This is a genomic window from Pseudoalteromonas sp. HL-AS1 (assembly GCF_031198785.1).
Classification (GTDB): Bacteria; Pseudomonadota; Gammaproteobacteria; order Enterobacterales; family Alteromonadaceae; genus Pseudoalteromonas; species Pseudoalteromonas distincta.
The window spans coordinates 2,445,173-2,469,827 of record NZ_CP133569.1 but is presented as its reverse complement, the minus strand read 5'-3'; the positions used below and the strand labels follow the sequence as shown (position 1 = coordinate 2,469,827).

At 41.0% G+C, this 24,655-nt stretch carries 23 protein-coding genes; 12 read left to right on the top strand and 11 right to left on the bottom strand.

What is annotated here, in order from left to right; genetic code table 11:
• Positions 1 to 200: 200 nt before the first annotated feature.
• Together hupB and RB214_RS11420 are read left to right on the top strand one after the other, a co-directional pair.
• Positions 201 to 473 (top strand): nucleoid-associated protein HU-beta, encoded by a 273-nt coding sequence (gene hupB, locus RB214_RS11425; RefSeq protein WP_002958342.1) that lies wholly within the window; start codon positions 201 to 203, stop codon positions 471 to 473.
• Positions 474 to 644: 171 nt separating this feature from the next.
• Positions 645 to 2,546, top strand: coding sequence for a SurA N-terminal domain-containing protein (locus tag RB214_RS11420; protein ID WP_309166986.1), 1,902 nt, complete (start codon positions 645 to 647; stop codon positions 2,544 to 2,546).
• Positions 2,547 to 2,592: 46 nt separating this feature from the next.
• Here the strand turns inward: RB214_RS11420 and RB214_RS11415 are convergent, their stop codons facing one another.
• The 8 genes from RB214_RS11415 to pspF form a co-directional block, all read right to left on the bottom strand.
• The gene (locus RB214_RS11415) at positions 2,593 to 3,966 is read right to left on the bottom strand and encodes an IS4 family transposase (RefSeq protein WP_024598303.1); all 1,374 of its coding nucleotides are present in this window, start codon (positions 3,964 to 3,966) and stop codon (positions 2,593 to 2,595) included.
• A 130-nt stretch (positions 3,967 to 4,096) separates the two neighbouring features.
• On the bottom strand, positions 4,097 to 4,567 hold the full coding sequence (locus RB214_RS11410) for a VOC family protein (RefSeq protein ID WP_309166985.1): 471 nt from the start codon (positions 4,565 to 4,567) through the stop codon (positions 4,097 to 4,099).
• Between the two features lie 88 nt (positions 4,568 to 4,655).
• Positions 4,656 to 5,417, bottom strand: coding sequence for an ATP-binding cassette domain-containing protein (locus tag RB214_RS11405; protein ID WP_002958339.1), 762 nt, complete (start codon positions 5,415 to 5,417; stop codon positions 4,656 to 4,658).
• Positions 5,417 to 6,409, bottom strand: coding sequence for an oligopeptide/dipeptide ABC transporter ATP-binding protein (locus RB214_RS11400; RefSeq protein ID WP_002958338.1), 993 nt, complete (start codon positions 6,407 to 6,409; stop codon positions 5,417 to 5,419). The genes RB214_RS11405 and RB214_RS11400 overlap by 1 nt, the downstream gene beginning before the upstream one ends.
• A complete protein-coding gene (locus RB214_RS11395) occupies positions 6,410 to 7,303 on the bottom strand; it encodes an ABC transporter permease subunit (RefSeq protein ID WP_002958337.1) in 894 nt (297 codons plus the stop codon).
• On the bottom strand, positions 7,290 to 8,324 hold the full coding sequence (locus RB214_RS11390) for an ABC transporter permease subunit (RefSeq protein ID WP_002958336.1): 1,035 nt from the start codon (positions 8,322 to 8,324) through the stop codon (positions 7,290 to 7,292). Before RB214_RS11390 ends, RB214_RS11395 begins: the two co-directional genes overlap by 14 nt.
• Positions 8,324 to 9,931, bottom strand: coding sequence for an ABC transporter substrate-binding protein (locus tag RB214_RS11385; RefSeq protein ID WP_024596506.1), 1,608 nt, complete (start codon positions 9,929 to 9,931; stop codon positions 8,324 to 8,326). Before RB214_RS11385 ends, RB214_RS11390 begins: the two co-directional genes overlap by 1 nt.
• 15 nt (positions 9,932 to 9,946) lie before the next feature.
• Positions 9,947 to 11,011 (bottom strand): phage shock protein operon transcriptional activator, encoded by a 1,065-nt coding sequence (pspF, locus tag RB214_RS11380; protein ID WP_138488751.1) that lies wholly within the window; start codon positions 11,009 to 11,011, stop codon positions 9,947 to 9,949.
• A gap of 186 nt (positions 11,012 to 11,197) precedes the next feature.
• Here pspF and pspA point away from each other — a divergent pair, with 186 nt between their 5' ends.
• The 9 genes from pspA (at position 11,198) to RB214_RS11335 (ending at position 19,147) form a co-directional block, all read left to right on the top strand.
• Positions 11,198 to 11,857, top strand: coding sequence for a phage shock protein PspA (gene pspA / locus RB214_RS11375; protein WP_007376832.1), 660 nt, complete (start codon positions 11,198 to 11,200; stop codon positions 11,855 to 11,857).
• Between the two features lie 72 nt (positions 11,858 to 11,929).
• A complete protein-coding gene (gene pspB, locus RB214_RS11370) occupies positions 11,930 to 12,163 on the top strand; it encodes an envelope stress response membrane protein PspB (RefSeq protein ID WP_024596504.1) in 234 nt (77 codons plus the stop codon).
• A complete protein-coding gene (gene pspC, locus RB214_RS11365; RefSeq protein ID WP_024590986.1) occupies positions 12,160 to 12,561 on the top strand; it encodes an envelope stress response membrane protein PspC in 402 nt (133 codons plus the stop codon). Before pspB ends, pspC begins: the two co-directional genes overlap by 4 nt.
• 63 nt (positions 12,562 to 12,624) lie before the next feature.
• A complete protein-coding gene (locus RB214_RS11360; RefSeq protein WP_193226657.1) occupies positions 12,625 to 14,043 on the top strand; it encodes a YcjX family protein in 1,419 nt (472 codons plus the stop codon).
• Positions 14,040 to 15,062, top strand: coding sequence for a TIGR01620 family protein (locus RB214_RS11355; protein WP_002958329.1), 1,023 nt, complete (start codon positions 14,040 to 14,042; stop codon positions 15,060 to 15,062). Before RB214_RS11360 ends, RB214_RS11355 begins: the two co-directional genes overlap by 4 nt.
• A 151-nt stretch (positions 15,063 to 15,213) precedes the next feature.
• Positions 15,214 to 16,395 (top strand): methionine gamma-lyase, encoded by a 1,182-nt coding sequence (megL, locus tag RB214_RS11350; RefSeq protein ID WP_309166978.1) that lies wholly within the window; start codon positions 15,214 to 15,216, stop codon positions 16,393 to 16,395.
• 237 nt (positions 16,396 to 16,632) lie between these two features.
• Positions 16,633 to 17,430, top strand: a complete 798-nt coding sequence (gene phhA / locus RB214_RS11345; protein ID WP_309166977.1) for a phenylalanine 4-monooxygenase — start codon at positions 16,633 to 16,635, stop codon at positions 17,428 to 17,430.
• A gap of 37 nt (positions 17,431 to 17,467) precedes the next feature.
• On the top strand, positions 17,468 to 17,812 hold the full coding sequence (locus tag RB214_RS11340; protein WP_002958326.1) for a 4a-hydroxytetrahydrobiopterin dehydratase: 345 nt from the start codon (positions 17,468 to 17,470) through the stop codon (positions 17,810 to 17,812).
• A gap of 249 nt (positions 17,813 to 18,061) precedes the next feature.
• Entirely contained in the window at positions 18,062 to 19,147 is a 1,086-nt protein-coding gene (locus RB214_RS11335) for a hypothetical protein (RefSeq protein ID WP_309166971.1), read from the top strand.
• A gap of 132 nt (positions 19,148 to 19,279) precedes the next feature.
• On the opposite strand, the gene dapD is transcribed toward RB214_RS11335, so the two are convergent.
• The 3 genes from dapD to map are packed head-to-tail and all read right to left on the bottom strand — an operon-like array spanning position 19,280 to position 23,551.
• Positions 19,280 to 20,107, bottom strand: a complete 828-nt coding sequence (gene dapD / locus RB214_RS11330) for a 2,3,4,5-tetrahydropyridine-2,6-dicarboxylate N-succinyltransferase (protein ID WP_138584315.1) — start codon at positions 20,105 to 20,107, stop codon at positions 19,280 to 19,282.
• Positions 20,108 to 20,116: 9 nt separating this feature from the next.
• On the bottom strand, positions 20,117 to 22,735 hold the full coding sequence (glnD, locus tag RB214_RS11325; protein WP_309166969.1) for a [protein-PII] uridylyltransferase: 2,619 nt from the start codon (positions 22,733 to 22,735) through the stop codon (positions 20,117 to 20,119).
• A gap of 30 nt (positions 22,736 to 22,765) precedes the next feature.
• Positions 22,766 to 23,551, bottom strand: coding sequence for a type I methionyl aminopeptidase (gene map, locus RB214_RS11320; protein ID WP_309166967.1), 786 nt, complete (start codon positions 23,549 to 23,551; stop codon positions 22,766 to 22,768).
• Between the two features lie 271 nt (positions 23,552 to 23,822).
• Here map and rpsB point away from each other — a divergent pair, with 271 nt between their 5' ends.
• On the top strand, positions 23,823 to 24,551 hold the full coding sequence (gene rpsB, locus RB214_RS11315) for a 30S ribosomal protein S2 (RefSeq protein WP_002958321.1): 729 nt from the start codon (positions 23,823 to 23,825) through the stop codon (positions 24,549 to 24,551).
• The last annotated feature ends 104 nt before the right edge of the window (positions 24,552 to 24,655 follow it).

Here is a 24,655-nt window from a genome sequence, read left to right as displayed (position 1 = left end):
AAAAGTGCTTTTTAGGGCTTTTCAAATCTAAACGGTATGATAAGTTAAGCACTGGTTTTCAAGCCTAGCCCTTACGGGGCCTAGGCTTAAGAAAAATATAATCATGTGGGCATTAAAAGTTTGCTCTAAAATTTTCAAAAAAGTGATGTTAGTTTAAAAAACCATCGCTCTTGATAATAACAATGAAAGAGGATGATATTGTGAATAAATCTCAATTAATCGATCAAATCGCAGCTGATGCTGACATTTCTAAAGCGGCTGCAGGTCGTGCACTAGATTCATTCATCGAATCTGTATCTGGCGCGCTAAAAGATGGCGACTCAGTTGCACTTGTAGGTTTTGGTACTTTCTCAGTACGTGAACGTGCTGCACGTTCAGGCCGTAACCCGCAAACTGGTGAAACTATCCAAATTGCTGCTGCAACTATTCCAGCTTTCAAAGCCGGTAAAGCGCTTAAAGACGCAGTAAACTAATCACTGTTTTAAACACATTAGTTATGGCGAGTGTAAAGTTACTGATTCACTTCAACAGATGAGTTAAGTAACTTTTCCGCCAGTTACTTCAAGTGAAAAAGCGTATCTGGTAAGATACGCTTTTTTTACATGTGACAAGGTAAAATACCTTGATCAAAAAGAGATAAACAAATGCTTGAGAAAATCAGAGAAGGTTCGCAAGGACCTGTAGCCAAAATAATTTTAGGCGCGGTGATTTTATCTTTTGCCTTAGCAGGGATCGGTAGTTACTTAGGTCAAACCACAGAACAACCCGTTGCTGAAGTAAATGGAATTAAAATTAGTCAAACCGATTTTAACCGTGCTTACCAAAATGAACGTAGCCGTTTAGAGCAACAATTTGGTGAATACTTTACACAAATTGCAGCTGATCCAAATTACATGGCACAAATTCGTCAAGGTGTAGTTGACCGCTTAGTACAACAAGAATTGCAATCACAGCTAGCGGCTGATTTAGGCCTTCGCGTAAGCGACGAAAATGTACGTAAAACAATTTTAGAATTACCATACTTTCAAATTGGTGAAAAATTTAATAACGACCGTTACCTACAAGTAATTCGTCAAATGAATTTTCAACCAGATGCTTTTCGTGAATATTTACGTAAAGATATGACACGCAGCCAGGTAGTATCTGCTGTTGCAGGTACAGACTTTGCCCTAGAGAGCGAGCTGAAAAGCGCAATTGCTCTTCAGCAGCAAACTCGTAGTATTGATTACGTAGTTGTAAACAAAGAGGCACTTGCTGCGAATGTTGAAGTATCAGATCAAGAAGTATCTGATTACTACGACCTAAACGCATCTCAATTTTTATCTCCAGAGCTTATCTCAGTAAGTTACATTGAGCTTAAAGCAGCAGATATCAATGTTGAATCGGTAACCGAGGATGACGTTAAAGCGTATTATGAGCAAAACAAAGCACAATACGTTGAGCCAGAAAAGCGTCGCGTATCACATATCTTAATTGATAACAGTGAAGACGATGATGCAGCAAAAGAAAAAGCCAATGCTCTTCATGCACAGCTAGAGCAAGGTGCAGACTTTGCTGAGTTAGCACAATCATCGTCTGACGATATCGTTAGTGGCGAAATGGGCGGCGATCTTGAGTGGATTGAGCGTGATGTAATGGACCCTGCATTTGAAGACGCGGCTTTCGCGCTTGAAAATAAAGGTGATATTTCTGACGTTGTTACTTCTGAGTTTGGTTATCACATAATTAAACTTACTGACATTCAACCACAACAAGTTAAAGCGTATGACGATGTTAAAGCTGACTTACGTGCTGAATTAGAACAAGCTGAAAAAATAGATGCATTTTACGAAAAGCAAACTGAAATGGGTGCACTTGCATTTGAAATTTCAGACCGCTTAGATGATGCTGCAGAAGTTGCTGAGGTGGAAGTTAAATCTACACCTCTTTTAGCACTTAATGCTCTACCAGAGCCGTTAAACAGCCCTGCAGTTGTTAAAGCATTAACATCAGTTGATTTACTTGAAGATAAAGTAAATTCTGAAGTTATTGAGCTTGGCGATGAGCATGCAATCATTGTTCGTATTAACGAGCACAAAGCTGCTGCTACTAAGCCGTTAGACGAAGTAAGCGAGGAAATTAAAGCGCGTTTAGTGAATGAAAAATCATCTGAGCTTGCTAAAGAAAAGGCACGTAGCTTATTTGCAGAAGTACAAGCAGGTAAGAGCTTAAACGATGTTGCTAACGAGCAAAGCTTAACACTTCGCCAAGAAGCGCAGTTAACACGTCAAAGCTACACTGTTTCACCTGCTATTGTGACTCAAGCTTTTAAAATGGCTCACCCAGCGGATTCTGCGGTAGTCGATCTCGTTAATTTAAATAATGGTGATGCAGCAATTGTTGCGCTTAAGTCGGTAACGGATGCACAAGTTGCAGCTAATATTGACCCTCAAGCAAAACAAAGCATTACTATGGCGCAAGCTAATAAAAACTACATGGTATTTATTGAAGCGCTTAAAGCCAATGCTGAGCTTAACTTACCAACGGCTACACAAACTGTTGAGTAATTAATTTTAGCTCATAAAGAAAGGCGCTTTTAAAGCTGTCTCTTGATCACAAGTCTGACTCAAGAGATTTTGCTAAATCGTAGCCTTCCAGGATGGCTTGTAACTTAAGCCATCCTTTCCATAACACTTTCACAGATGCACGCCCTGTGCGCTTGGTATCTTTCCAGCCTCCTAACTTTGCCAGTTCCTGATACGCCCATGACATATTTGGAGCAGTTTCAGGCAATGGTGTTTTTATTCTCTTTAACCACAATAACTTCCATGCTTTGGGAGATAACAGTTGTTCACAACTTGGAGAATCAGGCTGCTCATTGGTGAACTTTAGTTGCAATATTCGCGTCGCAATAAAGCCATTAATCGTCACCAATCTTTCCATGTTATCTTGGCTTTGAAGGCGTAAACTTTCGATATCCGTACCATCACTTTTCCAGACTTTATGGTATTCCTCTACAAGCCAACGGTGCTCATAGTAGGTGATGATAGCTAAGGCGTCTTCTTTGCTGGTGACTGGTTCACTGGTTAATAGGTGCCAGCTTAAGCCATTCTTAGCGTTTCCTCGCTCTGTACAGCCGACATAGTAAACTGGGAGGGAGTGTCCTTTCTTATTGTAAGGCGCTTTGAGTGTCACTGGCGCATAGGTGATATCCAGTGTTGCGCTTCGGGCTTTTCTTCCTCCTTTTTGTGCAATGTGGATGTGTTTGGTGCCTGCACTCATCAGCTCGCTTGCAAACGCATAGAGCTTATCCTCACCTTCTTCAATATGACGACTTTGCATCGAGCGTACGACGAATCGTTGCTGCTCGGTCAGTTTATACTGCAAGTATTCGTAGATGTCCGCTTCGCGGTCACACACCGATATCACGTTCGCCATTTGTCCTTGCAGCCGCTCTGCCATCGCTCGTGACGCTGACTCCCACTTGTAACTTTCTTTTTCTTCGTAAGAAGTCGTCGCGTGTTTTTCTCTTTTTCCAATCGTGTTGATATCACGACTCCAGCGAGACTGTTCAATTAATCCCACAACTTGCTTTGTGTCTGGCGCAAACAGTAATACGCTATGAGCTAACAAGCCTCGTTGTTTTGCTCCTCGTCCGACATGACCCAAATCATCTCGAATGGAGGAATGCTTATAAATTAGTGTGGTCGTGTCTTCTAATGCGAGCAATAAGTTATGACTTTTTGCTTGTTCAACCGTGGCTTTAAAGCCTGACTCTGCTATAGCCGTTGCGTCAATATTCTCGTTGCGAATAAAGCGGTAGGCACCTTCCATATCGGCGGGGGATTGAGTGATGTTCACAAGTGGTTTTCCTGGTTCATTTGCAAGCGTTGATGCTAACTTTACCAGACGCGCTGTTCTTCTTGGATCACCTAAGTCCGATTTACCGAATTGTTGTTTTGCCCAATGAGTATGTTCGTTAATCATAATGTGCCCTCAAACAAGATTTGAAGATCTGATCATGACATTGAGATTTAGTTCAAAAAAATCCCCGCTAATTTCTTAGCAGGGATTTGTGTATAAGAGACAGCTTTTAAAGCGCCTTTTTTATTGTCTTTTAATTACCTCTGGCAATAAACTCAATCCGATTGCCGCTAGGCTCTCTTATCATCATATGTTGGGTTGGGCCGCTACCTAAGTTTTCGGGTGCAAACTCTATAATAATATTATTTTGCATTTTTAAGTGTTCATGTAGCTCGCTTAACTTTTTGATACTTTCAACACTAAGTGCTAAATGGTGTAAGCCCACATTTTCTGCTCGATTAAACTCCACACGTTTTGCATCGTTTTTCACGCGCCATAATGTAATGGTTATTTTATTGTTTGATAAAAAATAAGAAGGATAGGCTGGGTCATTTCCTAGCGTTTTAAAGCCAAGTACATCAGTAAAAAATGCTTTGGATGCATCTAAGTCTGATACGGTTAAACCTAAATGATCAACGCCACCAACCCAATTTTTATCAGCAATAGCTGAGGCTGATAGAAGGAGTAATGGGGAAAGGCTAAGTAGTAACTTTTGTTTAAGCATGAGATCTCTTGTTAATTAAATACAATTAACAAGAAGACCTAGTTAAATACGGTTACCTTACAAAAAAGTTAGGTATTTATAATCTGCTTTAGCAGCTTAATAAACGCTGCGTTACTTTTGATTGAGGGTTTTGAAAAACATCTTCAGTAGGACCGTATTCAACCACTTCGCCTTTATCAAGTACAACTACAAAATCACTAATGTGACGTACTAAACTTAAATGATGAGTGATCATCACATACGTAAGGCCTGTATCGCGCTGCAGCTTAAGTAACAAGTTTACTATTTGCGCCCGTATAGAGGGATCTAAAGACGAAACAGCTTCATCAAGTACAATCACCTTAGGATCTAAAATTAATGCACGAGAAAACGCTACACGCTGTAACTGCCCCACGCTAAACATATGCGGGTAGTAGTGTTTATGATCGATTAACAAACCCACCTTAGAAAGCGTTGCATCAATCTTTTCAGTGCGTTCACTAGCATCAAGCTCAGTATTATATTGCAAGCAATCATCAAGCATTTCGCCAATGGTTAAGCCCGGGTTGAGCGATGCAGCTGAATCTTGAAAAATCATACGAATATGGCGACATTGATTATCGCGTACGCCATTATCTTCGATAATATTATTCTCGAGCAAAATTTGCCCGCTATCAGCGCTATCAGCTCCTGAAAGTAGTTTTGCCAACGTACTTTTACCTGCGCCTGTTTCGCCAATTATGGCAATGCTTTCACCTTTACCTACGCAAAATGAAATGTTTTTAAGGACTTCAAACTTTTTACGTGAAAAAAGCCCAGCTCGTACATTAAAGGTTTTACAAAGCGCTTGTACTTTTAACAGTGGCTGCATTACTTCATGTCCTTAATTAACGGAAAGTGACACGCATAACTATGCCCATGATGCTTAGTCAGGGCTGGCGTAACAACACAGGCTTTTTGTGCTTGTGGGCAACGCGGCCCAAGGCGACAGCCAATAGGCAAATGTTGCAAAGTAGGGATAGTCCCTTTGAGCGCATAAAAAGGTTCTTTATGTGCTAAGCCTTGCTCGTAGTCTGGCAAGCTTTTTAGTAATGCTTGCGTGTATGGATGGCGAGGCTGTTTGAATATTTCATGGGTTGGGCCTGCTTCAACCATTTGCCCGCAATATAAAACATGAATGCCATGCGACCAATGTGCAATCTCTTCAAGTTCATGAGAGATCATTAAAATAGACATATTTTTAAGTTGGTTTAAGCTTTTTAGTAATCTAAATACTTGTGCGCGAGTTGTGCTCTCAAGGGCTGTAGTTGGCTCATCTGCTATCAATAGCTTTGGAGTGCGGGCAATGGCCATTGCAATCATTACTTTTTGACATACGCCTTCTGAGAGCTCATGAGGGTAACTACTTAGTACTGCTTCGTGGTTTTTAATGCCCACTTTATGAATAAGCGCTTTTACTCTGTCTTTTCTCTCGCGGTTGCGCTTTAAAAAGAAACCTTTAGTTGCGACCTCTGGGAGTGTTTCGGCAATTTGGTCAAATATTTTAGCGGTTGGGTCAAGGCAGCGACTTGGATCTTGATAGATCATCGCTATATCTTGGCTTACTATTTTACGGCGTTTCTCTGGGCTTAAACGCATTAAGTCTACGCCGCGCCAATGAATACGGTCGGCAGTAATGTCCCAGCGCTCGTTTAAGACACCAATAATCGCTTTTGCTATTAGGCTTTTACCAGAGCCAGACTCGCCTACAAGCGCATGTACTTCGCCTTCTTTTAAGCTAAAGCTCACTCTGTCTACGGCTCTAATTACAGTTTCAGAGGTACGTAGTTCAATTGTTAAGTTACGAACATCGAGTAATTGCATTTAATCAGCCTTACGTGCTTTTAGCACTTGTCGCAGGCCATCGCCTACTAAATTAGTAGATAACACGGCTAAAAATAACAGTACACCAGGTAGTGCTACAGTCCACGGCGCTAAATAAATAAGGCCCAGATTTTCGGCTAATATTGCGCCCCATTCGGTCGTTGGTGGTTGAGCCCCTAATTTTAAAAATCCCAGTGCTGAAATATCTAATATCGCGGTAGAAAGCGCCATCGTGAATATAACCACAATATGCTCATAAATATTAGGGAAAATACCGCGCGATATTATATGCCAATTAGATGCGCCATCGAGTCTAAACGCAGTAATGTAATCTTTACTTAATTCATCAACAATTAGGTTGCGCACCGAGTGAATAAACTGTGGTAGTAACGCTAAAATAATTGCCCATACGGTATTCATTAAACCAGGACCGAGTATGGCGATTATTATTATGGCTAATAACAAAGAAGGAATAGAAAGTGTTATATCAAGCAAATGATTTAAAAAGCTTGAACGCAACCCTTTACTAATCCCTGCAAAAGTCCCCACTAATACACCAAACAGGGTCGTGATTAGGGCAGCTACAACAGAAAGTCCAAACGTATATGTTGCACCATTCATTAAGCGCGAGAGTACATCACGGCCTAAATCATCGGTGCCTAAAATAAAGCGTACATCGCCCATTTCTCGCCATGAGGGCGGTATGAGTAGTGCATCACTATGCTGTTGGTTTACGCCATAGGGCGCTAAAAAAGGAGCGGTGGCGGCCAATAATGCAAACGCCATAAATATCCATAAACCAACCAAAGCTGGGTGATTGTTTTTAAATTTGCGCCAAAATCGCGCAAGTGGCGATTTATTCGACTCTTCAGAAAATAAATTAAACTTTGCCATGGGCCTGATTCCGCGAGAGTGGATCGAATAAAGTGTAAGTAAGCTCAGCTGTAATAGAGGCTAAAATAACAAATAAAGACACCGCCATTAATCCACCTTGAATTGCAGGAAAGTCACGCTGATAAATACTATCGATTAACCATCGGCCAATACCCGGCCAAGAAAAAATAACTTCAGTAATCATCGCAAGTGTTATCAAGGTGCTAAATTGCAAACCAATTTGCTTAATTACCGGTAGTAGTGCATTACGCAGTGCATGGTGCATGATAAGTTGACGGCGGTTAAGGCCTTTTGCCCTAGCTGTTTTAATAAAGTTTTGATCCATTACCTTAAGCATAGACTCGCGAGTAAAGCGCACTAATACCGTGGTTGGATACATGGCCAGTACAATAGTAGGGAGTGTTAAATGGCGCAGCGCATCAACAAAGGCCATCCCTTTATATGGAAATCCAGCGAGAGCAATATCAATTAATATAAACCCTGTACTGGCGGGTATTTCGTAAAGGAGGCCCATTCTGCCCGACATAGGAAACCAGCCAAGCTTTAATGAAAAAACCATTATTAACAACAATGCGAGCCAAAACACAGGCATTGAATAACCTACCATAGTGACAGAGTTTATAAGTTTATCGGGCCAGCGTTTATGATAGCCAGAGCCTAAAATTCCAGTAGGTACACCAATAACAACCGATACAATTAATGCATATACGCTTAGCTCTAAAGTAGCCGGTAGTAAGTCAATAATATGGCTAAACACGCTGTTACCAGAGGCAAATGAAAGCCCCCAATCGCCTTGAAATATTCTCCCTAAAAAGGCAATGTATTGCATAAAGTAATTGCTGTTGTATAAATATTTATCTTCAAGCTCACTATGCTGTGCAAAGTTACCACTTGGTATGCCACTTAAATTACTTAGCGGATCACCGGGAAATAAATACGCCAGTGAAAACGTAAATACGCTGAGCATTAGTATCATAAAAAAGAACAAGCCAAGGCGACGTAAAATATAATCTAAGATCATTATTTCTTCCTCGCATTAGCAAGCGAAATAGCACCAAACGGGCCAAGTGTTATGCCTTCCACATCAGCGCTACTTGCTTGAAAGCGCAAGCCATGAGCAATAGGTAATAACGGCAACTCTTTAATAATTAAGCTTTGTGCGTCTTCGTAGTATTTTTTACGTTTGTTTAAATCAGTGGTGTCTAGTGCTTTAGTAAGCAATAAATCAAATTGGGGATTACACCAGTTTGCTGGGTTTTTGCCACTAAAAGTAGCGGTGCAACTCAGCAGCGGGCTAAAAAAGTTATCAGGGTCGGGTGTATCTGCGGCCCAACCAAGTAATACACTGTCGTGCCTATGCTCGCCAATACGTTGAATAAACGTATTCCACTCATATTCTACAATACTGACGTTAACGCCTACTTTGCGTAAATCACTTTGCATAAGCTCAGCCATTTTACGTGCATTAGGGTTATAAATACGACTCACAGGCATAGCCCATATCGTCATATCAAAGCCATTAGGCAACCCTGCTTCAATAAGTAACTTTTTAGCAAGTTCTGGATCAAACGTAGGTATATCTTCTTGTGGCTCAAATGCCCAAGAGGTAGGCGGCAAAATAGATTGTGCGCGGGTACCGTTACCGTAATAAACCGCCTGCATTATTTTATCTACATCTATTGCGTGCGCAAGCGCTTGGCGTACGCGTAAGTCGTCAAACGGGGCACGCTCTGTATTAAATGCCCAATAACCTATGTTTAAGTTCGTTTCTTTTTCGACGTTTATATCATCACGTTGCGCTAAAATGCTCAATTGTGCACTACTTGGATGAGCTGTTACATCGCACTCTTTAGTCAGCATTTTTGCTATGCGCGTAGTGCCGTTAGGGGTTATATCGTAAACCAATTGCTCAAGTGCAACGTCATGCTTCCAATAAAGTGGGTTACGGTAAAAGCGTACAAGGTGATCTCGGCGGTATTCTTTATAAATATACGGGCCGGTGCCAATAGGGTACTGATCAAATAAGTTTTTTTGATTATTTTTCTTAAGTTTCATGGCGTATTCTTCTGAAAGCACCACGGCAAAGTCGGTAGCCATATTAGCTAAAAAACTGCTTTCAGGATTAAACAATTCAAAACGGACTTGGTAGTCAGACACGCGCACAATTTTGCGAATAAGTTGATCAATTCCTACACTTTGAAAATACGGGTAATCGGCATCGCCCACAAAGTGATATGGATTATAGACATCAAATAATCGGCTAAAGGTGAATATAACGTCGTCGGCGTTAAAATCCCGCGATGGGGTAAAATAAGAAGTTGTATGAAACTTTACATCTTTACGCAAGGTAAAGGTAACCGATTTACCATCTTTGCTTATTTTCCAATCGGTCGCCAGCTCACTTTGAAACTCTGCCGTAACAGGGTCAATGCTAATTAAGCGGTCGTATAATTGGTTAGCAATTATATCAATAGTTGAACCGGTGGTCGTGACTTGCGGATTAAACGACACAGGGTTAGCTTCAGCGCAATAAACTAAGCCTTGGTTTTTTTCTTCTATGATTTCTTCTTTGCTATCAAGGCAACCAACTAAAGTGGTGGTAAGCAAAACAAGTAATAATTTATGCACCCGCATAACCTCTGACTATTGTTGATCCAACAAGTTATATTTTTTAAGATAACCACGTAATTGATGATACGTTAAACCAAGTACTTCTGCAGTTTTCTTTTGATTAAATTGGCTATGTTCGAGTGCTTTATTAATCATGTTTATTTCAAAGTCGTTTGAACGCTCTTTTAAGCTGCACGGAAATTGAATATCAACGGCTGAATCATTGCTTGTTTGAGTAATCGGCGGCGCAACAACAATAGGCTCTGCATTAACCGTTTGAGCCGCTACAGGTGCTTTAATACGCGCTTTTGGTCTAAATGGGCTATCGAATGGGTCTAAAATAATCTGGTGAACGGGAATATGTTCACTACCGTGGCGATACAAACTGCGTTCAACCACATTTTTAAGTTCACGAATATTACCAGGCCAATCATAACTAAGCAGTGTTTCTGTTGCGCTTCGGGTAAAACCGCTAAACAGTTCCCACTCTAAATCGCGCGCCATGTTCATCGCAAACTGCTCAGCAAGAAGCATAATATCGTCTTGGCGTTCGCGCAGTGGTGGTAGGGTAATTACATCAAAGGCAAGGCGATCGAGTAAATCACTTCTAAATTCACCTTGCTCGGCCAAATAAGGAAGATCTTCGTTTGTCGCACACACTAAGCGGGTATCTACTTTTACAGTTTGTTTGCCTCCAACACGTTCAAACTCACCGTATTCTATAACGCGCAGCAGTTTTTCTTGTACCATAGCTGAGGTATTAGCTAATTCGTCTAAAAACAGTGTGCCGCTGTTAGCGCGTTCAAAACGACCTTCGTGACGTTTACTTGCCCCCGTAAAAGCACCGCTTTCGTGGCCAAATAACTCACTTTCGAGTAGGTTTTCGTTAAGCGCTGCACAGTTAAGCTTTACGTAGTTTTGATCCCAGCGTTTTGATAAAAAGTGTAAGCGTGCTGCTATTAGCTCTTTACCTGTGCCGCGTTCACCAATAATAAGTACCGGTTTATCTAAATTAGCCAGTTGCGATACCTGATCTAATACAGACAGAAAGCTATCAGATTGGCCGAGTAAATTATCCTGTTGGCGATATTGGCTCATATTTCCTAACTCTTGGTCATTTTTACTAACAGTTAGTGTATTTCATAATTAGGGATAACTAAAGAAATTTGTATATTTAGTTTAACGTAATGAAAATAAAGTGTATTTTAACTTTTAAAAAGTTGGCAAGCATATTGATACTAGTTATAGCAGACTAACTAAGTTTTAATTACAGAGGTAAATGTTATGGGAATTTTTTCACGTTTTGCAGATATTGTTAATTCTAATATCAACGCCATTTTAGATAAAGCAGAAGATCCAGAAAAAATGGTTCGTCTGATTATTCAAGAAATGGAAGATACGCTTGTTGAAGTACGTTCTACATCAGCTAAAACATTGGCTGAGAAAAAAGAAATTGTACGCCGCTTAGATACACTTAAAGCGCAGGTAAGTGATTGGCAAGATAAAGCCGAACTGGCTTTAAGTAAAGACCGCGACGATTTAGCGCGTTCAGCCTTACTTGAAAAGCAAAAGTCGGCAGATGCAGTTGCTTCAGTAGCGAGTGAGCTTGAACATGTAGAGTCTCATATTGAGAAATTACAGCAAGAAGTAACGACGCTACAAGAAAAGCTAGCAGATGCTAAATCTCGTCAAAAAGCAATTATACTTCGCCAACGTTCGGCTGAGTCGCGCCTTGAAGTGAAAAAGACACTTGATAGCTCAAAAGTAGAAGAAGCACTTAACCGCTTTGAACGTTACGAAACCAAAATTGATGGACTAGAATCTCAAATTGAGTCGTACGATTTAGGTAAAAAGACGTTAGCGGATGAAATTGCTAATCTACAAAAAAATGAAAAGATAGATGATGAGCTAGCCGAACTTAAAAAGAAGTTAGCTGATAAATAATTACATATAAAAATATATGGGGCCCATGTGCCCCAGCTTAAAAACATCAAAACGGATTATCAGGAGAGGATTATGTTTGATCCAGAGATATTAGTTGCACCATTTATCTTGTTTATGATTTTTGTTGCTCCGCTGTGGCTAATTTTGCACTACCGTAGCAAGAAACAAGTAAGCCAAGGTTTAAGTGAGCACGAACATCGCCAATTACTTGAGCTTGCACACAAAGCTGAAAAAATGGCGGACCGACTAGAAACACTTGAAGCATTGCTTGATCAAGAGTCACCACAATGGAGACGCAAAGTATGAGTGCCAAACGCGAATTATTAAGAGACCCACAACGCGGTAAAATAGCCGGTGTATGTGCGGGATTAAGTGACTACTTTAATATGGAGTTATGGTTAGTTCGCATTATATTTGTTAGTGCGGTACTGCTAACGGGTGGCCCATTATTTGTGGTAGCGTATATTGCAGCCTGGTTCATTTTAGATAAAAAAGAGCCCGCAACAGCGCAAACTAAAAGCTCAACTAAACATGACGATCCGCTAGAAGTGAAATTTAAAGTATGGCAAAAAGGCGAGCCGCCGCGCCGCGCATTGCAAGACTTAAAAGAGCGTTTAACGCGTGTAGATACTCGCCTTCAAGATATGGAGCGCCATGTTACTTCAAGCGAGTTTACGGTGAGCCGTGAAATTAACAAACTTTAAAGGATTTAATAGCACCTTATTTGCAGCGTGATAAATTACGGCAAATTAGGTGCAAGACACTTTATGAGCCAATCATTTGCAAAAAAGACCTTTAAAAGCATTAAAGGCAAAGCACAAAAAGCCCTTCATCGCAGTTTAGACCAACACGTAAAGCTTGCCGTAACTGGCCTAAGTGGTAGTGGTAAAACAGCCTTTATTACCGCGCTTGTTAAACACTTAACAACCCAAGCGGACGATAAAAACTTACCTTTTTTTGATGTAATGCGCGAGCACCGCCATGTGGCCACTAAAGTTGTGCCGCAAGAGGCGTTAAAAGTCCCTACGTTTAATTACCCTCGAGCACTCAATGCTTTATTACCCAGCGATGGGGTGCCTACATGGCCTGCATCTACCGAGCGTATTAATACGCTGCGCTTGGCAATAAAGTATCAAAGTAATGCAGGGCTGCGCGGCCACTTTTCACCGCAATCAACGCTTTATTTAGATATTATTGACTATCCGGGTGAATGGCTCCTTGATTTACCTATGCTTGAGCAAAGTTATGCTCAATGGTGCGAGCAGCAATATCCGTTATTAACTCAGCCTTCGCGCGTAAACACATCAAGTGACTTTTTAGCGGCCGTTGAGCAACTTGACTTAAATGCCCCCGTTGATGAAAACGCACTTGCCCATATTGCTCAGCTTTATCAAAGCATGTTAGTCGGGCTTAAAAAAGACACCAAACTTGCCATGTTGCAACCTGGGCGCATGCTTATGCCAGGTGATTTACAAGGCGCGCCATTGTTATTGTTTTTTCCGGTATCGGGTGAAATAAACAGTGACGATGTCGTTGCGGGTTCTAATTTAGCGCATTTAATTAAGCGTTTTAACGCCTATATAAAAGAAGTTGTAAAACCATTTTATAATGAGCATTTTAGGCACTTCGATCGCCAAATTGTACTTGTAGATGTACTTAGTGCATTAAACGAAGGGCACGAAACACTCCAAGAGCAAAGCAGTGTAATAAACCAATTACTCGCACACTTTAACTATGGCGAGTCGGGCTTTTTTAAACGTTTATTTAAGCCCAACATAGACAAAATATTATTTGCAGCTAATAAATCAGATCACATAAGTGCAAAACACCATAAAGATTTAGCACTACTACTTGATTCGCTCGTGCATGAGCAAAGTAATCATTTAAAGTTTGATGGTGTAAAAATAGAAACCATGGCTATGTCGTCAATTACAGCAACGCAACCGCGCCAAATTACCGACAAAGGCCAAACGCTTGACTGTATTTATGGTAAACCGCTAAACGAGCCAGATTGGCTTACGTATTTACCGCCGCAGCCTCCCTCGCGGATGCTTAATAAAAATGAGTGGCCAGCACAGGGATTTGAGTTTTTATCGTTCTCTCCAATGCCGAGCCCCGATAAACAACTAAAACATATTCGATTAGATCATGTCATGCAGTACCTGCTAGGAGACAAATTAACATGAGTGAGTCAAACCAACCATTTCAAGCTGGGCGTCGTATAGATACGCAAAGCATTGAGCAAAACGAACCCGTTTTAGCACCTGCAAAAATTATTCAGCACGGGCAAAGTGATTACGAAGAACTTGAAGATGAAGCACTAGAGCCAGAAATAGATCTGGAACCTGTTTATAAAAAGTCGAAGTGGCAAACACTTAAAGGTGTTTTTGCTATTAGTTTTATAGTGCTGGTGCTTTTAGAGTTTGCGTACTCGTTAGTATTTGCTTTCGAGCAGTCAATTATTTTAGGCAGTGTTTATTTAACTGCGGTTGTAAGTGGCGTGTTGCTAATAGGGCGCTTATTGTGGCGAGAGTACCGAATGCTGCGCAGTTTAAAGCGTAACCAACTGCACCGAGTTGAAGCCGACAGGCTTTTAAACAGCGAGCAAGTAGGCGGTGCATTACCTTGGCTCGAAAAGCTCAATAAACACCAGGAGCTTGATAACTTTGAAACCTTTAAAAACCAAGTAGCGATGCATCACAGCGACAAAGAAATAATGACGCTGTACGCCAACAGTTTATTAATAACCCAAGACACCAAAGCTAAAAAGCTTATAAATCGGTTTGCGACTGAATCCGCACTGCTAGTTGCCCTAAGCCCACTTGCGCTGGTGGATATGATGGCTGTGCTTTGGCGTGGTACTAAGTTAATAGAACAAATTGGTAAAATTTACGGCATTGGTTTTGGCTACGCGAGCCGTATAAAGTTATACCGCATGTTGATAAAACAAGTAATGTTTGTTGGCAGTGCAGAGCTTGTATCTGACCTTGCTGCAACTGCACTAAGTGCTGAGCTTTTAGGTAAGCTTTCGGGACGAGCTGCGCAAGGGGTTAGCGCCGGTATTTTTACAGCGCGTATTGGTTACAAAGCAATGGAGCTTAGTCGCCCATTACCACGGCTTGAAAACAAACGCAGCTTACTAAAAGGCACTGTGCAAAGCATCGCAGGTAAAATTATGAGCCGTAAAAAGGCTGATTCAACGTAGTAAAGGTAGTGGCAATATTTGTGTACAAACGTGCGCTGCATGGTTTTTACACAAATAGCCATCTGAGCATCCGGCATGCTTGCTGTTTGTAAGCGCATACGTTTTGATTGTTGAATCGCAAAAACATAATAATCAAAAAAATGAGCCTACAATGAGCAAGCATCATATAAACACCCAGTGTATTCACGGACCACAAAAAGCAAACGACCCGCACGGCGCACTCACTTCTCCTTTGTATCAAACCTCTACCTTTCATTTTGAAAATGCCGCACAAGGTGCTGCGCGTTTTGCAGGCGACGAACCTGGTTATATTTATACGCGTTTAGGAAACCCCACAACTACAGAGCTTGAGCAAAAAGTTGCTCAACTAGAGAGCTGTGAAGCAGCAGCTGCAACCGCAACAGGTATGGGGGCTGTATCGGCCTCAGTACTGAGCTTTTTATCGCAAGGAGATCACCTTGTTGCCTCAAGTGCTTTATATGGTTGTACCTTTGCGTTTTTCTCGCATATGTTGCCGCGCTGGGGAATCGAAGTCACTTTTGTTGATATGACCAACGAGGACGAACTACGCGCTGCCATCAAACCTAATTCAAAAATGATATTTGTAGAAACGCCAATCAACCCCACTATGGCGGTTATTGATTTGGCACTCATTGGCGCAGTTGCTAAAGAGCAGAACTTAATTAGTGTGGTCGACAACACCTTTTTAACACCGCTACTGCAATCGCCTAAAAAATACGGTATCGACATTATAATGCACAGTGCGACCAAGTACTTAAACGGCCACGGAGACGTAGTTGCCGGTATTGTATGTGGATCGCTTGAGCACATAACACACATTAAAATGACCGTACTAAAAGACATTGGTGCAACTATAAGCCCGCACGATGCATGGCTAATTAATCGAGGCCTAAAAACACTCGCTATTAGAATAGAGCGCCATTGTCAAAGCGCACAAACAATAGCGCAATATCTAGAAGCTCACCCACAAGTAAGCACCGTATATTACCCGGGGCTTAAATCGCACCCAGGTTATAAGTTTATTGGTAACCAAATGAAAGCCGCTGGTGGTGTTATTGCGTTTGAAATAAAAGGCACGTTACAAGATGGCGCTCAATTTATTGATAGTATGAAACTTTGTACACTTGCAGTAAGCCTCGGCGACGCTGAAACACTAATTCAGCATCCTGCATCTATGACTCACTCGCCTTATACGCCAGAGGAGCGAGCCGCCGCTGGAATAAGTGATGGGCTGATCAGACTCTCGGTTGGGCTTGAAGATGTTAACGACATTATTAGTGATTTAGACCAAGCTTTTACTAAAATTGGTTAGGTGTATTTAATTGTGTACATATAAAAATAGCCTGCAGACCTTTATTTAAAGGTCTGTATTTTTAATATGCCACAAGTGTAATTTTAACTTTACGATGCAAGTGGTCGCGCTAAATACTGATATTAGCCTATCTATTAAACTTTTCTTCACTTTTGCATAGTATGGGGTCATTCGATATTCATTAGGTTTGAGTATCACTCTGACACCGATTTAGGGCTCACACCCAAGAAGGTACTTATGGCTAAAGCAAGTAAATACATATCCAAAACACCAGACGAAAATGGTGTTATACACTGGAGTGATGAAGAAAATAAAATTTGGTCTGAGCTTGTAGCGCGCCAACTTGCATGCATTGAAGGCAAAGCCTGCAACGAGTACATGCAAGGGTTAAAAAAGATTAACCTGCCGCACGACCGTATTCCGCAGTTAAGCGAGCTAAACGAAGTGTTGCTGGCCACTACCGGTTGGCAAGTTGCACCAGTACCTGCGCTTATCGACTTTGATGAGTTTTTTAGATTACTGGCAAACAAGCAGTTTCCGGTAGCTACATTTATTCGTAGCCGCGAAGAATTTGACTACCTACAAGAGCCAGATATTTTTCATGAAATATTTGGCCATTGCGCCATGCTAACTAACCCTGACTTTGCCGAGTTTACGCATAAGTACGGGCAATTAGGTTACGCAGCGCAGAAAAAGGACCGTGTATACCTTGCGCGTATATACTGGTTCACAGTCGAATTTGGTTTAATGCAAACCGAAGATGGCCTGCGTATTTACGGCGGTGGTATTTTATCAAGCCCAGGGGAGACTCAGTACGTATACTCAAATACGCCAGAAATCAGCCCAATGAATGTTCTAGATGTACTGCGTACGCCGTACCGTATTGATATTATGCAACCACAGTACTACACCATAAATTCGATTCATGATCTGTTTGATATATCGCAAATGGATATTATGACTTTGGTTGAGCGAGCTAAAGAGCTTGGTTTGCACGACCCAAAATTTCCACCAAAAGAAAAATTAGCCAGTTAAATATTAATGCTAAAAAAGCTAAAAGTAAGGATTTAGAATGTCTTCATTAAGTGCACAAAAATGCGAAGCCTGTCATGTAGATGCGCCAAAAGTATCTGACGAAGAGTTAGCACAATTAATTACTAAAATCCCAGACTGGGTACCAGAAGTGCGTGACGGCATTATGCAGCTTGAGCGTGTTTATAAATTTAAAAACTTCAAACAGGCTATCGCGTTTACTAACAAAGTAGGCGACATGGCAGAAGACGAAGGCCATCACCCAGGTCTACTAACCGAGTGGGGCAAAGTAACCGTCACATGGTGGAGCCATTCAATTAAAGGCCTACACAAAAACGACTTTATTTGCGCAGCTAAAACAGACGACGTATTTAACGCGCTGTAAACCATACTAATTGAGCAAACCAAAAAAGCACTTATTTTATAAGTGCTTTTTTGGTTTTGGGAGGTTATTAGCGTAGGTTGGGTAGAGTGAAACGAAACCCAACGAATCCTTAATGAACTTATTTACCTCGGTGCTTTTTTTACCACCAATACTTTCTTTCGACCTAGATTAAAAAATTCCTTTTTTCTTTATACGTTTGTATTTTTAGTGATATTTTAGAGCTAATAACTAGCTTCAGAGTAAAAGTTAATGGAAAAGGCGATCAAGGATGACAAGATTTCTGACTTTAGAGATCTAGTAAATTCCAATTCAAGTTTTGTTTATAACACTTATCATAATAAAAATGGCAAAAACCAATGGAATCTAATTTGTTCTTGTATGGATTGGATCACTGTATCTATTAGGTATTTACAACATACCCCAGGGTTTGAGGAAAATATTGATGTGCGTGTAATGCAGATGTTTTCTTTAATTTCTGCAATAGATCTCGTTTCAGAAGCAATAACCCAACTACACCGAGTGTTTATAAACCCGAGGACTCTGCCTTTCTTCGGCGAAAAGGAGTGTTTTACAAATCGTTTATTTGATGAGGACGACAACAGCTACTTCAAATCAATAAGAGCGTCATTTGGTGCTCACCCTGTAAATTTGAATCATTCAGACTGTAAAAGGTTTGCTAGTTGGCCTTATGATGACCACATGGATAATGATGAGCTTACTGTTAACTTATATAGCAATAAAGTGGGTGAGAGTGATTTAGTTATGGTTCTTAACTCTAACGAGCTGTTTTGCTTTCTTCTTAAGAGGTATGACTATCTAGATGTTTTATCTCAAGCAATAACAAAATTATTTAACGATTTTAAGCTGAATTTAACTAGGCAACCTATAGAAACTAAAGCATCCTATTTAGAGCAGTTATATATTTTAAAAAATGAGTCTGAGATAAGATTAAACAATGATTATTATAATGATGTTATTGATAATTTAATTATGGTTTACGAAGCCGAGCCTTTAGAGCCAGATCTTGAAATTAAGGCTGCTAATTACAGAAGGTCGTTAGAGTTATTAATCGATGAACTAAAAATAAACCTCCAATTGATGAATATTATAGATTTAGATAATGACGGACTTCTTGAGCCTAAATCAGATTTAAGTCGAAAGCTAAGTTATGAGTTAGGGAAGTTTTACAGTTGGCTGCATGAGAGTCTCTATGATCCTTTAGCTAATTATTACCTAAAAAGATTTAATGAAGAAACAGACTACATATATGACTTTAAGATAGAAGATCCAGTTAATACGTTATTCATTAAGGCAAAAATAATGCTGCTTGATTGAGAGTTTATTGCCATAAACAAAAAAGCTCTAAACCCAAAGGGCTTAGAGCTTTTCTATGTACAATTAAAGTTTAGCAAAAACACTTTAATTCAACGTATCGTTGGGTTTCGTTTCACTCAACTAACCTACGTGTTACTCATCAATTGAGCGTAGTAGGGCGTTTATGCCTACTTTTTCACGTGTTTGTTGATCTACCTTTTTCACGATAATTGCAGCATAAAGGCTGTGGGTGCCATCTTTTGACGGTAGTGCGCCTGGAACAACTACTGCGCCTGCTGGTACGCGGCCGTAGTGAATTTCGCCGGTTTCGCGGTCATAAATACGGGTGCTTTGGCTGATATAAACGCCCATTGAAATTACTGCGCCTTCTTCAACAATTACGCCTTCAACAATTTCAGAACGTGCGCCAATAAAACAGTTGTCTTCAATGATAGTTGGATTAGCTTGTAGAGGCTCTAAAACGCCGCCTATGCCTACGCCACCTGATAAATGTACGTTCTTACCAATTTGTGCACATGAGCCTACAGTTGCCCATGTATCAACCATAGTGCCGTCGTCAACGTATGCGCCAATATTTACGTACGATGGCATAAGTACGACGTTTTTACCTACAAAGCTGCCTTTACGGGCTACTGCGTTTGGTACTACGCGCATACCACCTTGTTGAAATTGCTCTGGCGTGTAGTCGCTAAATTTAAGTGGTACTTTGTCGTAAAACTGGTTTACGCCGTCGTTCATTGGTTGGTTGTCGCGAATACGAAACGACAGTAAAACGGCTTTTTTAAGCCACTGGTGTACAACCCATTCACCCGATATTTTTTCAGCAACGCGTGCTGCACCGCTATCAAGTAAATCAAGTGCGTCAATAATGGCTTGCTTTACGTCGCTAGATACTGTGCTTGGGCTAATGCTATCGCGGTTGTCCCATGCGTTTTCGATCATCGTTTTTAAATCTGACATGTGTGTCCTCTATTCTGTTTCGGCGTTGAATTTTTTACGTAATGCCTGATGAATTTTTGCTTGCTCTTCATCAGTCAGCGCTTGGTATTCGTTATTAGATACAACAAAGAAATCCTCGGCACGTTCACCTACCGTTGTAATACGGGCAGCGTGAATGTGTAGTAAATGCGCTTGGAAAACTTCGGCTATTTTGGTTAGTAAACCTTGTATATCGACGGCTTGAATTTCTATTAAGCTACGGTCTTTGCGTGCATGTGGGCGCAACACAATTTTAGGTTTAATATTAAAATCTTTAAAGCGTTGAGAGCGGCTCTTTTTAAAGCGAATTTTTTTACGTGGATCGCTAAGTGCTTGCTCAAGCCCGCGTTTAATTGATTGCGCTCGACCGCTCGCTATAGGGTCGCCACTTACTTCAAGTATTACAAAGCTAAACAGGACGTAACCGTCTTTTGTGGTCAGTACTTGCGCGTGCTGTATTTGTGCTTTTTTAGAGCCAATTACACTCACTAATCTCGCAAATAGTGCTCCAGAGTAGGGGCTGTATACAAATACTTGTGTACCACCATGCATTGCTTTGTTAGATACAATTACACTGGGTTGGCTTAAATCGGTGCTGCTTAATAAATGCTCACTTTGCCACGATATTTGTTGTTCGCTAAAGGCGGTAAAGTAGTTGGCTTTAAAGCGACTCCAAATTAAATCAATTTTATTCTCAGGGTAACCTAAGTTGAGTAGACGTTGTTTAGCTTGGTGCTTTTTATCGCGAATTTGGTCGCGCTGATCCATTGGGTTTTCAAGCCCTAGGCGTAATGCGCGCTGCGTGTGCAAGTACAATTCACGCAGTAGGGTGTTTTTCCAATCGTTCCATAAGTTGTCGTTGGTTGCACGTATGTCGGCAACGGTTAAACAATATAGGTAATCGAGTTGGCGCTCTGTTTTAATACGTGTTGCAAAGTCTTTTATTACAGCAGGGTCGTTAATATCTTTACGCTGCGCGGTAACCGACATAAGTAAATGGTTACTTACAAGCCATGCTACTAATTTCGCATCAGAGGATGAAAAACCATGTAATTTAGCAAAGGCTATAGCATCAACAGCGCCAAGTTCTGAGTGATCTCCCCCTCGGCCTTTAGCAATGTCGTGAAATATACCGGCTAAATAAAGTAACTCTGGTTTGTCCATTCGAGTGACTATTTCACTACAAATAGGAAACTCGCTAATGCCTGTTTTATCAAAGTATTCGTAAATATTTTTGATTAATTTGTGAGTATGCTCATCTACGGTGTAGGCGTGAAATAAATCGAACTGCATTTGCCCAAAGATATTACGCCACTGCGGTAAGTAGGCGGCAAGCATGCCGTGCTTGTGCATAAGCGTAAATGCGCGGCCCATACCATTAGGATGTTTAACTAAGCGTAAAAAGGCTTCACGACAGGCTGCATAATCTTGTAAATCCCCTAATAAACGACGGCGTACTTGGCGAATAGTACGAATAGTGCTTGGGTAAATATGCGTTATTGCAGGGTTGTCTGCTATGTGCTCAAACAATACAAAAAGTTGGTCACGTCTAAAAAATACAGATGGATCTTTTACGCGTATTTGATGACCCACTTGCTCAAAGTTTCTGTCGAGTACTATCACCGTTTTTTCACTACTTTCGGGCATGATACTTTGCTCAAAGTATGAAAGTAGCATTTGGTTAAGTTCACGAACGCGGCTCATTATTCTAAATAAGCGCTTCATCATACGCTCAACAGAGGCTTTACCGTCGCTACCAAAACCTAAAATTTCGGCGGCTTGTGGTTGATGATCAAACAATAAGCGGTTTTCAGCCCGACCTGCGGCTAGATGCAGTGCAAAGCGAATATTCCATAGGTTCTCAAGGCACTCTGAAAGCTCTTGAAACTCTTCATGGGTTAAGTAGCCGTGACTTATTAACTCTTGCAGAGTTTCGGTTCTAAAGTGCTTTTTTGCAACCCAAATAATGGTTTGCAAGTCGCGCAGGCCACCGGGGTTTTCTTTAATGTTTGGCTCAAGATTATACGCGGTGCCGTGGCACTTTTTGTGACGTAAGTTTTGTTCTTGAACTTTGGCAGTAAAAAACTCACCGGAGCGCCATACGGGTGTTTCTAGAATATGCGTTTTGAGTTTTTCAAACTCAATATGATTACCAAAAATAAGGCGGCTTTCAAGTAAGCTGGTGGCAAAAGTAACGTCTTCACGTTTTTGATCAATGGCTTGTTCTATAGTGCGCACGCTGTGACCAATCTCTAAGTTGAGATCCCATAGCATGGTGACAAACTGGCCTATTTTTTCGCATATTTCTTCGCTTGGCGGTTTAGTTACAAGCAATAAAAAGTCGATGTCGGAGTAGGGATGTAGCTCCCCTCGTCCGTATCCGCCTACTGCTATTAATGCTAAATCAGGTTCGCACGCTAAGTCGTAAACATGAAAAAGCTTAATTAGTAGGCGGTCAATAAACTCAGCCCGGGCATTAATTAAATTCCCAACCGGTTGTTTAGAAAATTCGTTATGTAACCATTTATAAAAATAGCTAGAACAATCGCGATAATCACTAAGTTGCTCAGCATCGCTGAGCAACTTTTTTACTTTGTTGGGTAATGCCACGTGGGCTGGCTCCTAATTTCTTATTTATTATTAGTGTTCTATGATCCTGTCGATAGTATCATCTGATCGTAGCGTTAAAATTTCAACACCATTTTCAGTCACTAATAAAGTATGTTCCCACTGTGCAGACAAGCTGCGGTCGCGAGTTACTACAGTCCAATCATCTTTAAGTAGCTTACATTGGCGTTTACCCGCATTAACCATTGGTTCAATTGTTAAGCACATGCCCGCTTTTAGAGTTTCGCCAGTACCCGCTTTACCGTAGTGCATTACTTGTGGTTCTTCGTGAAATCCTGCGCCAATACCGTGGCCGCAATATTCACGAACAATAGAGTAATTAAAACTTTCGGCATATTTTTGAATAGCAGAGCCAATATCACCTAAGCGCACACCTGGTTTTACCATTTTAATAGCAAGGTATAAGCTTTCTTGTGTTACTTCTGAAAGACGCTTAGCTTGGATGTTTGGTGTTCCAACCTGGAACATTTTAGAAGTATCGCCGTGGTAGCCATCTTTAATGACTGTTACGTCAATATTTACGCTGTCGCCTTCTTTTAATGCTTTGTCATTTGGAATTCCGTGACAAATAACATGATTAACTGACGTACAAACTGATTTTGGAAAGCCATGATAATTTAACGGAGCAGGGATTGCTTGTTGCACATTAACAATATAATCATGACAAAGTGTATTTAGCTCATCGGTGGTAACACCCGGCACTACATGAGGTCCGATCATTTCAAGTACATCGGCCGCTAAGCGCCCAGCTACGCGCATTTTCTCTATTTCTTCAGGGGTCTTGATAATAGCGCTCATTGAGGCTCCAAAGTTGAGTTTCTAACATTTATCGCCGAACAAATTTTGCACGCGACGTTGAGTATTTAATTTTAATATGGTATAAAGCGCGCCGTCTTTTTACAAATAAATTCTTAAATGATTTTTTGTATTTAAGGCAAACACAATTTTATTTTAACACACACACGTATCGTCACATACACTTGGGTGCATTTGAAGTTTAATTACTTCGGTGTTGGTGCTATGGGATATGTGGAGGCCTAACCCTAAACAACTATAGAGGATCTATAAAATGGCAAACGTTTCAATGCGCGATATGCTTCAAGCTGGTGTTCACTTTGGTCACCAAGCACGTTACTGGAACCCTAAGATGAAGCCTTTCATCTTCGGCACACGTAACCGTGTACATATCATCAACCTTGAGCAAACTGTACCAATGTTCAACGACGCACTTAAGTTTTTATCAAGTGCTGCAGCAAACAAAGGTAAAGTTCTTTTCGTTGGTACTAAGCGCGCAGCAAGCGACGCAGTTAAAGCAGCTGCTTTAGAAAGCGATCAGTTCTTCGTAAATCACCGTTGGTTAGGTGGTATGTTGACTAACTGGAAAACTGTACGTCAATCAATCAAGCGTCTTAAAGACCTTGAAGCACAAAGCCAAGACGGTACTTTCGAGAAATTAACTAAGAAAGAAACGTTAATGCTTAACCGCGAAATGGAAAAGCTTGAAAAGAGCCTTGGTGGTATCAAAAACATGGGCGGTCTTCCAGACGCGCTTTTCGTTATCGATGCTGACCACGAGCACATTGCTATCCGTGAAGCAAACAACCTAGGTATCCCTGTTGTTGCAATCGTTGATACTAACTCTAACCCAGACGGCGTTGATTACATCGTTCCTGGGAACGATGATGCTATCCGTGCTGTAAGCCTTTACACTAGCGCTGTTGCAGCTGCTATCACTGAAGGTCGCGAGAATAACATCGTTGCTCAAGCTGAGAAAGACGATTTCGTTGAAGCTGAGTAATTAGCTATCATCAAGTCTTCATCTTTTTAAGGTGAAGACTTGTTATTCTTGTAGAGCGGGTAACCCGCTTATCTAAACCAGATTTCAGATTTGAGGATTTACTA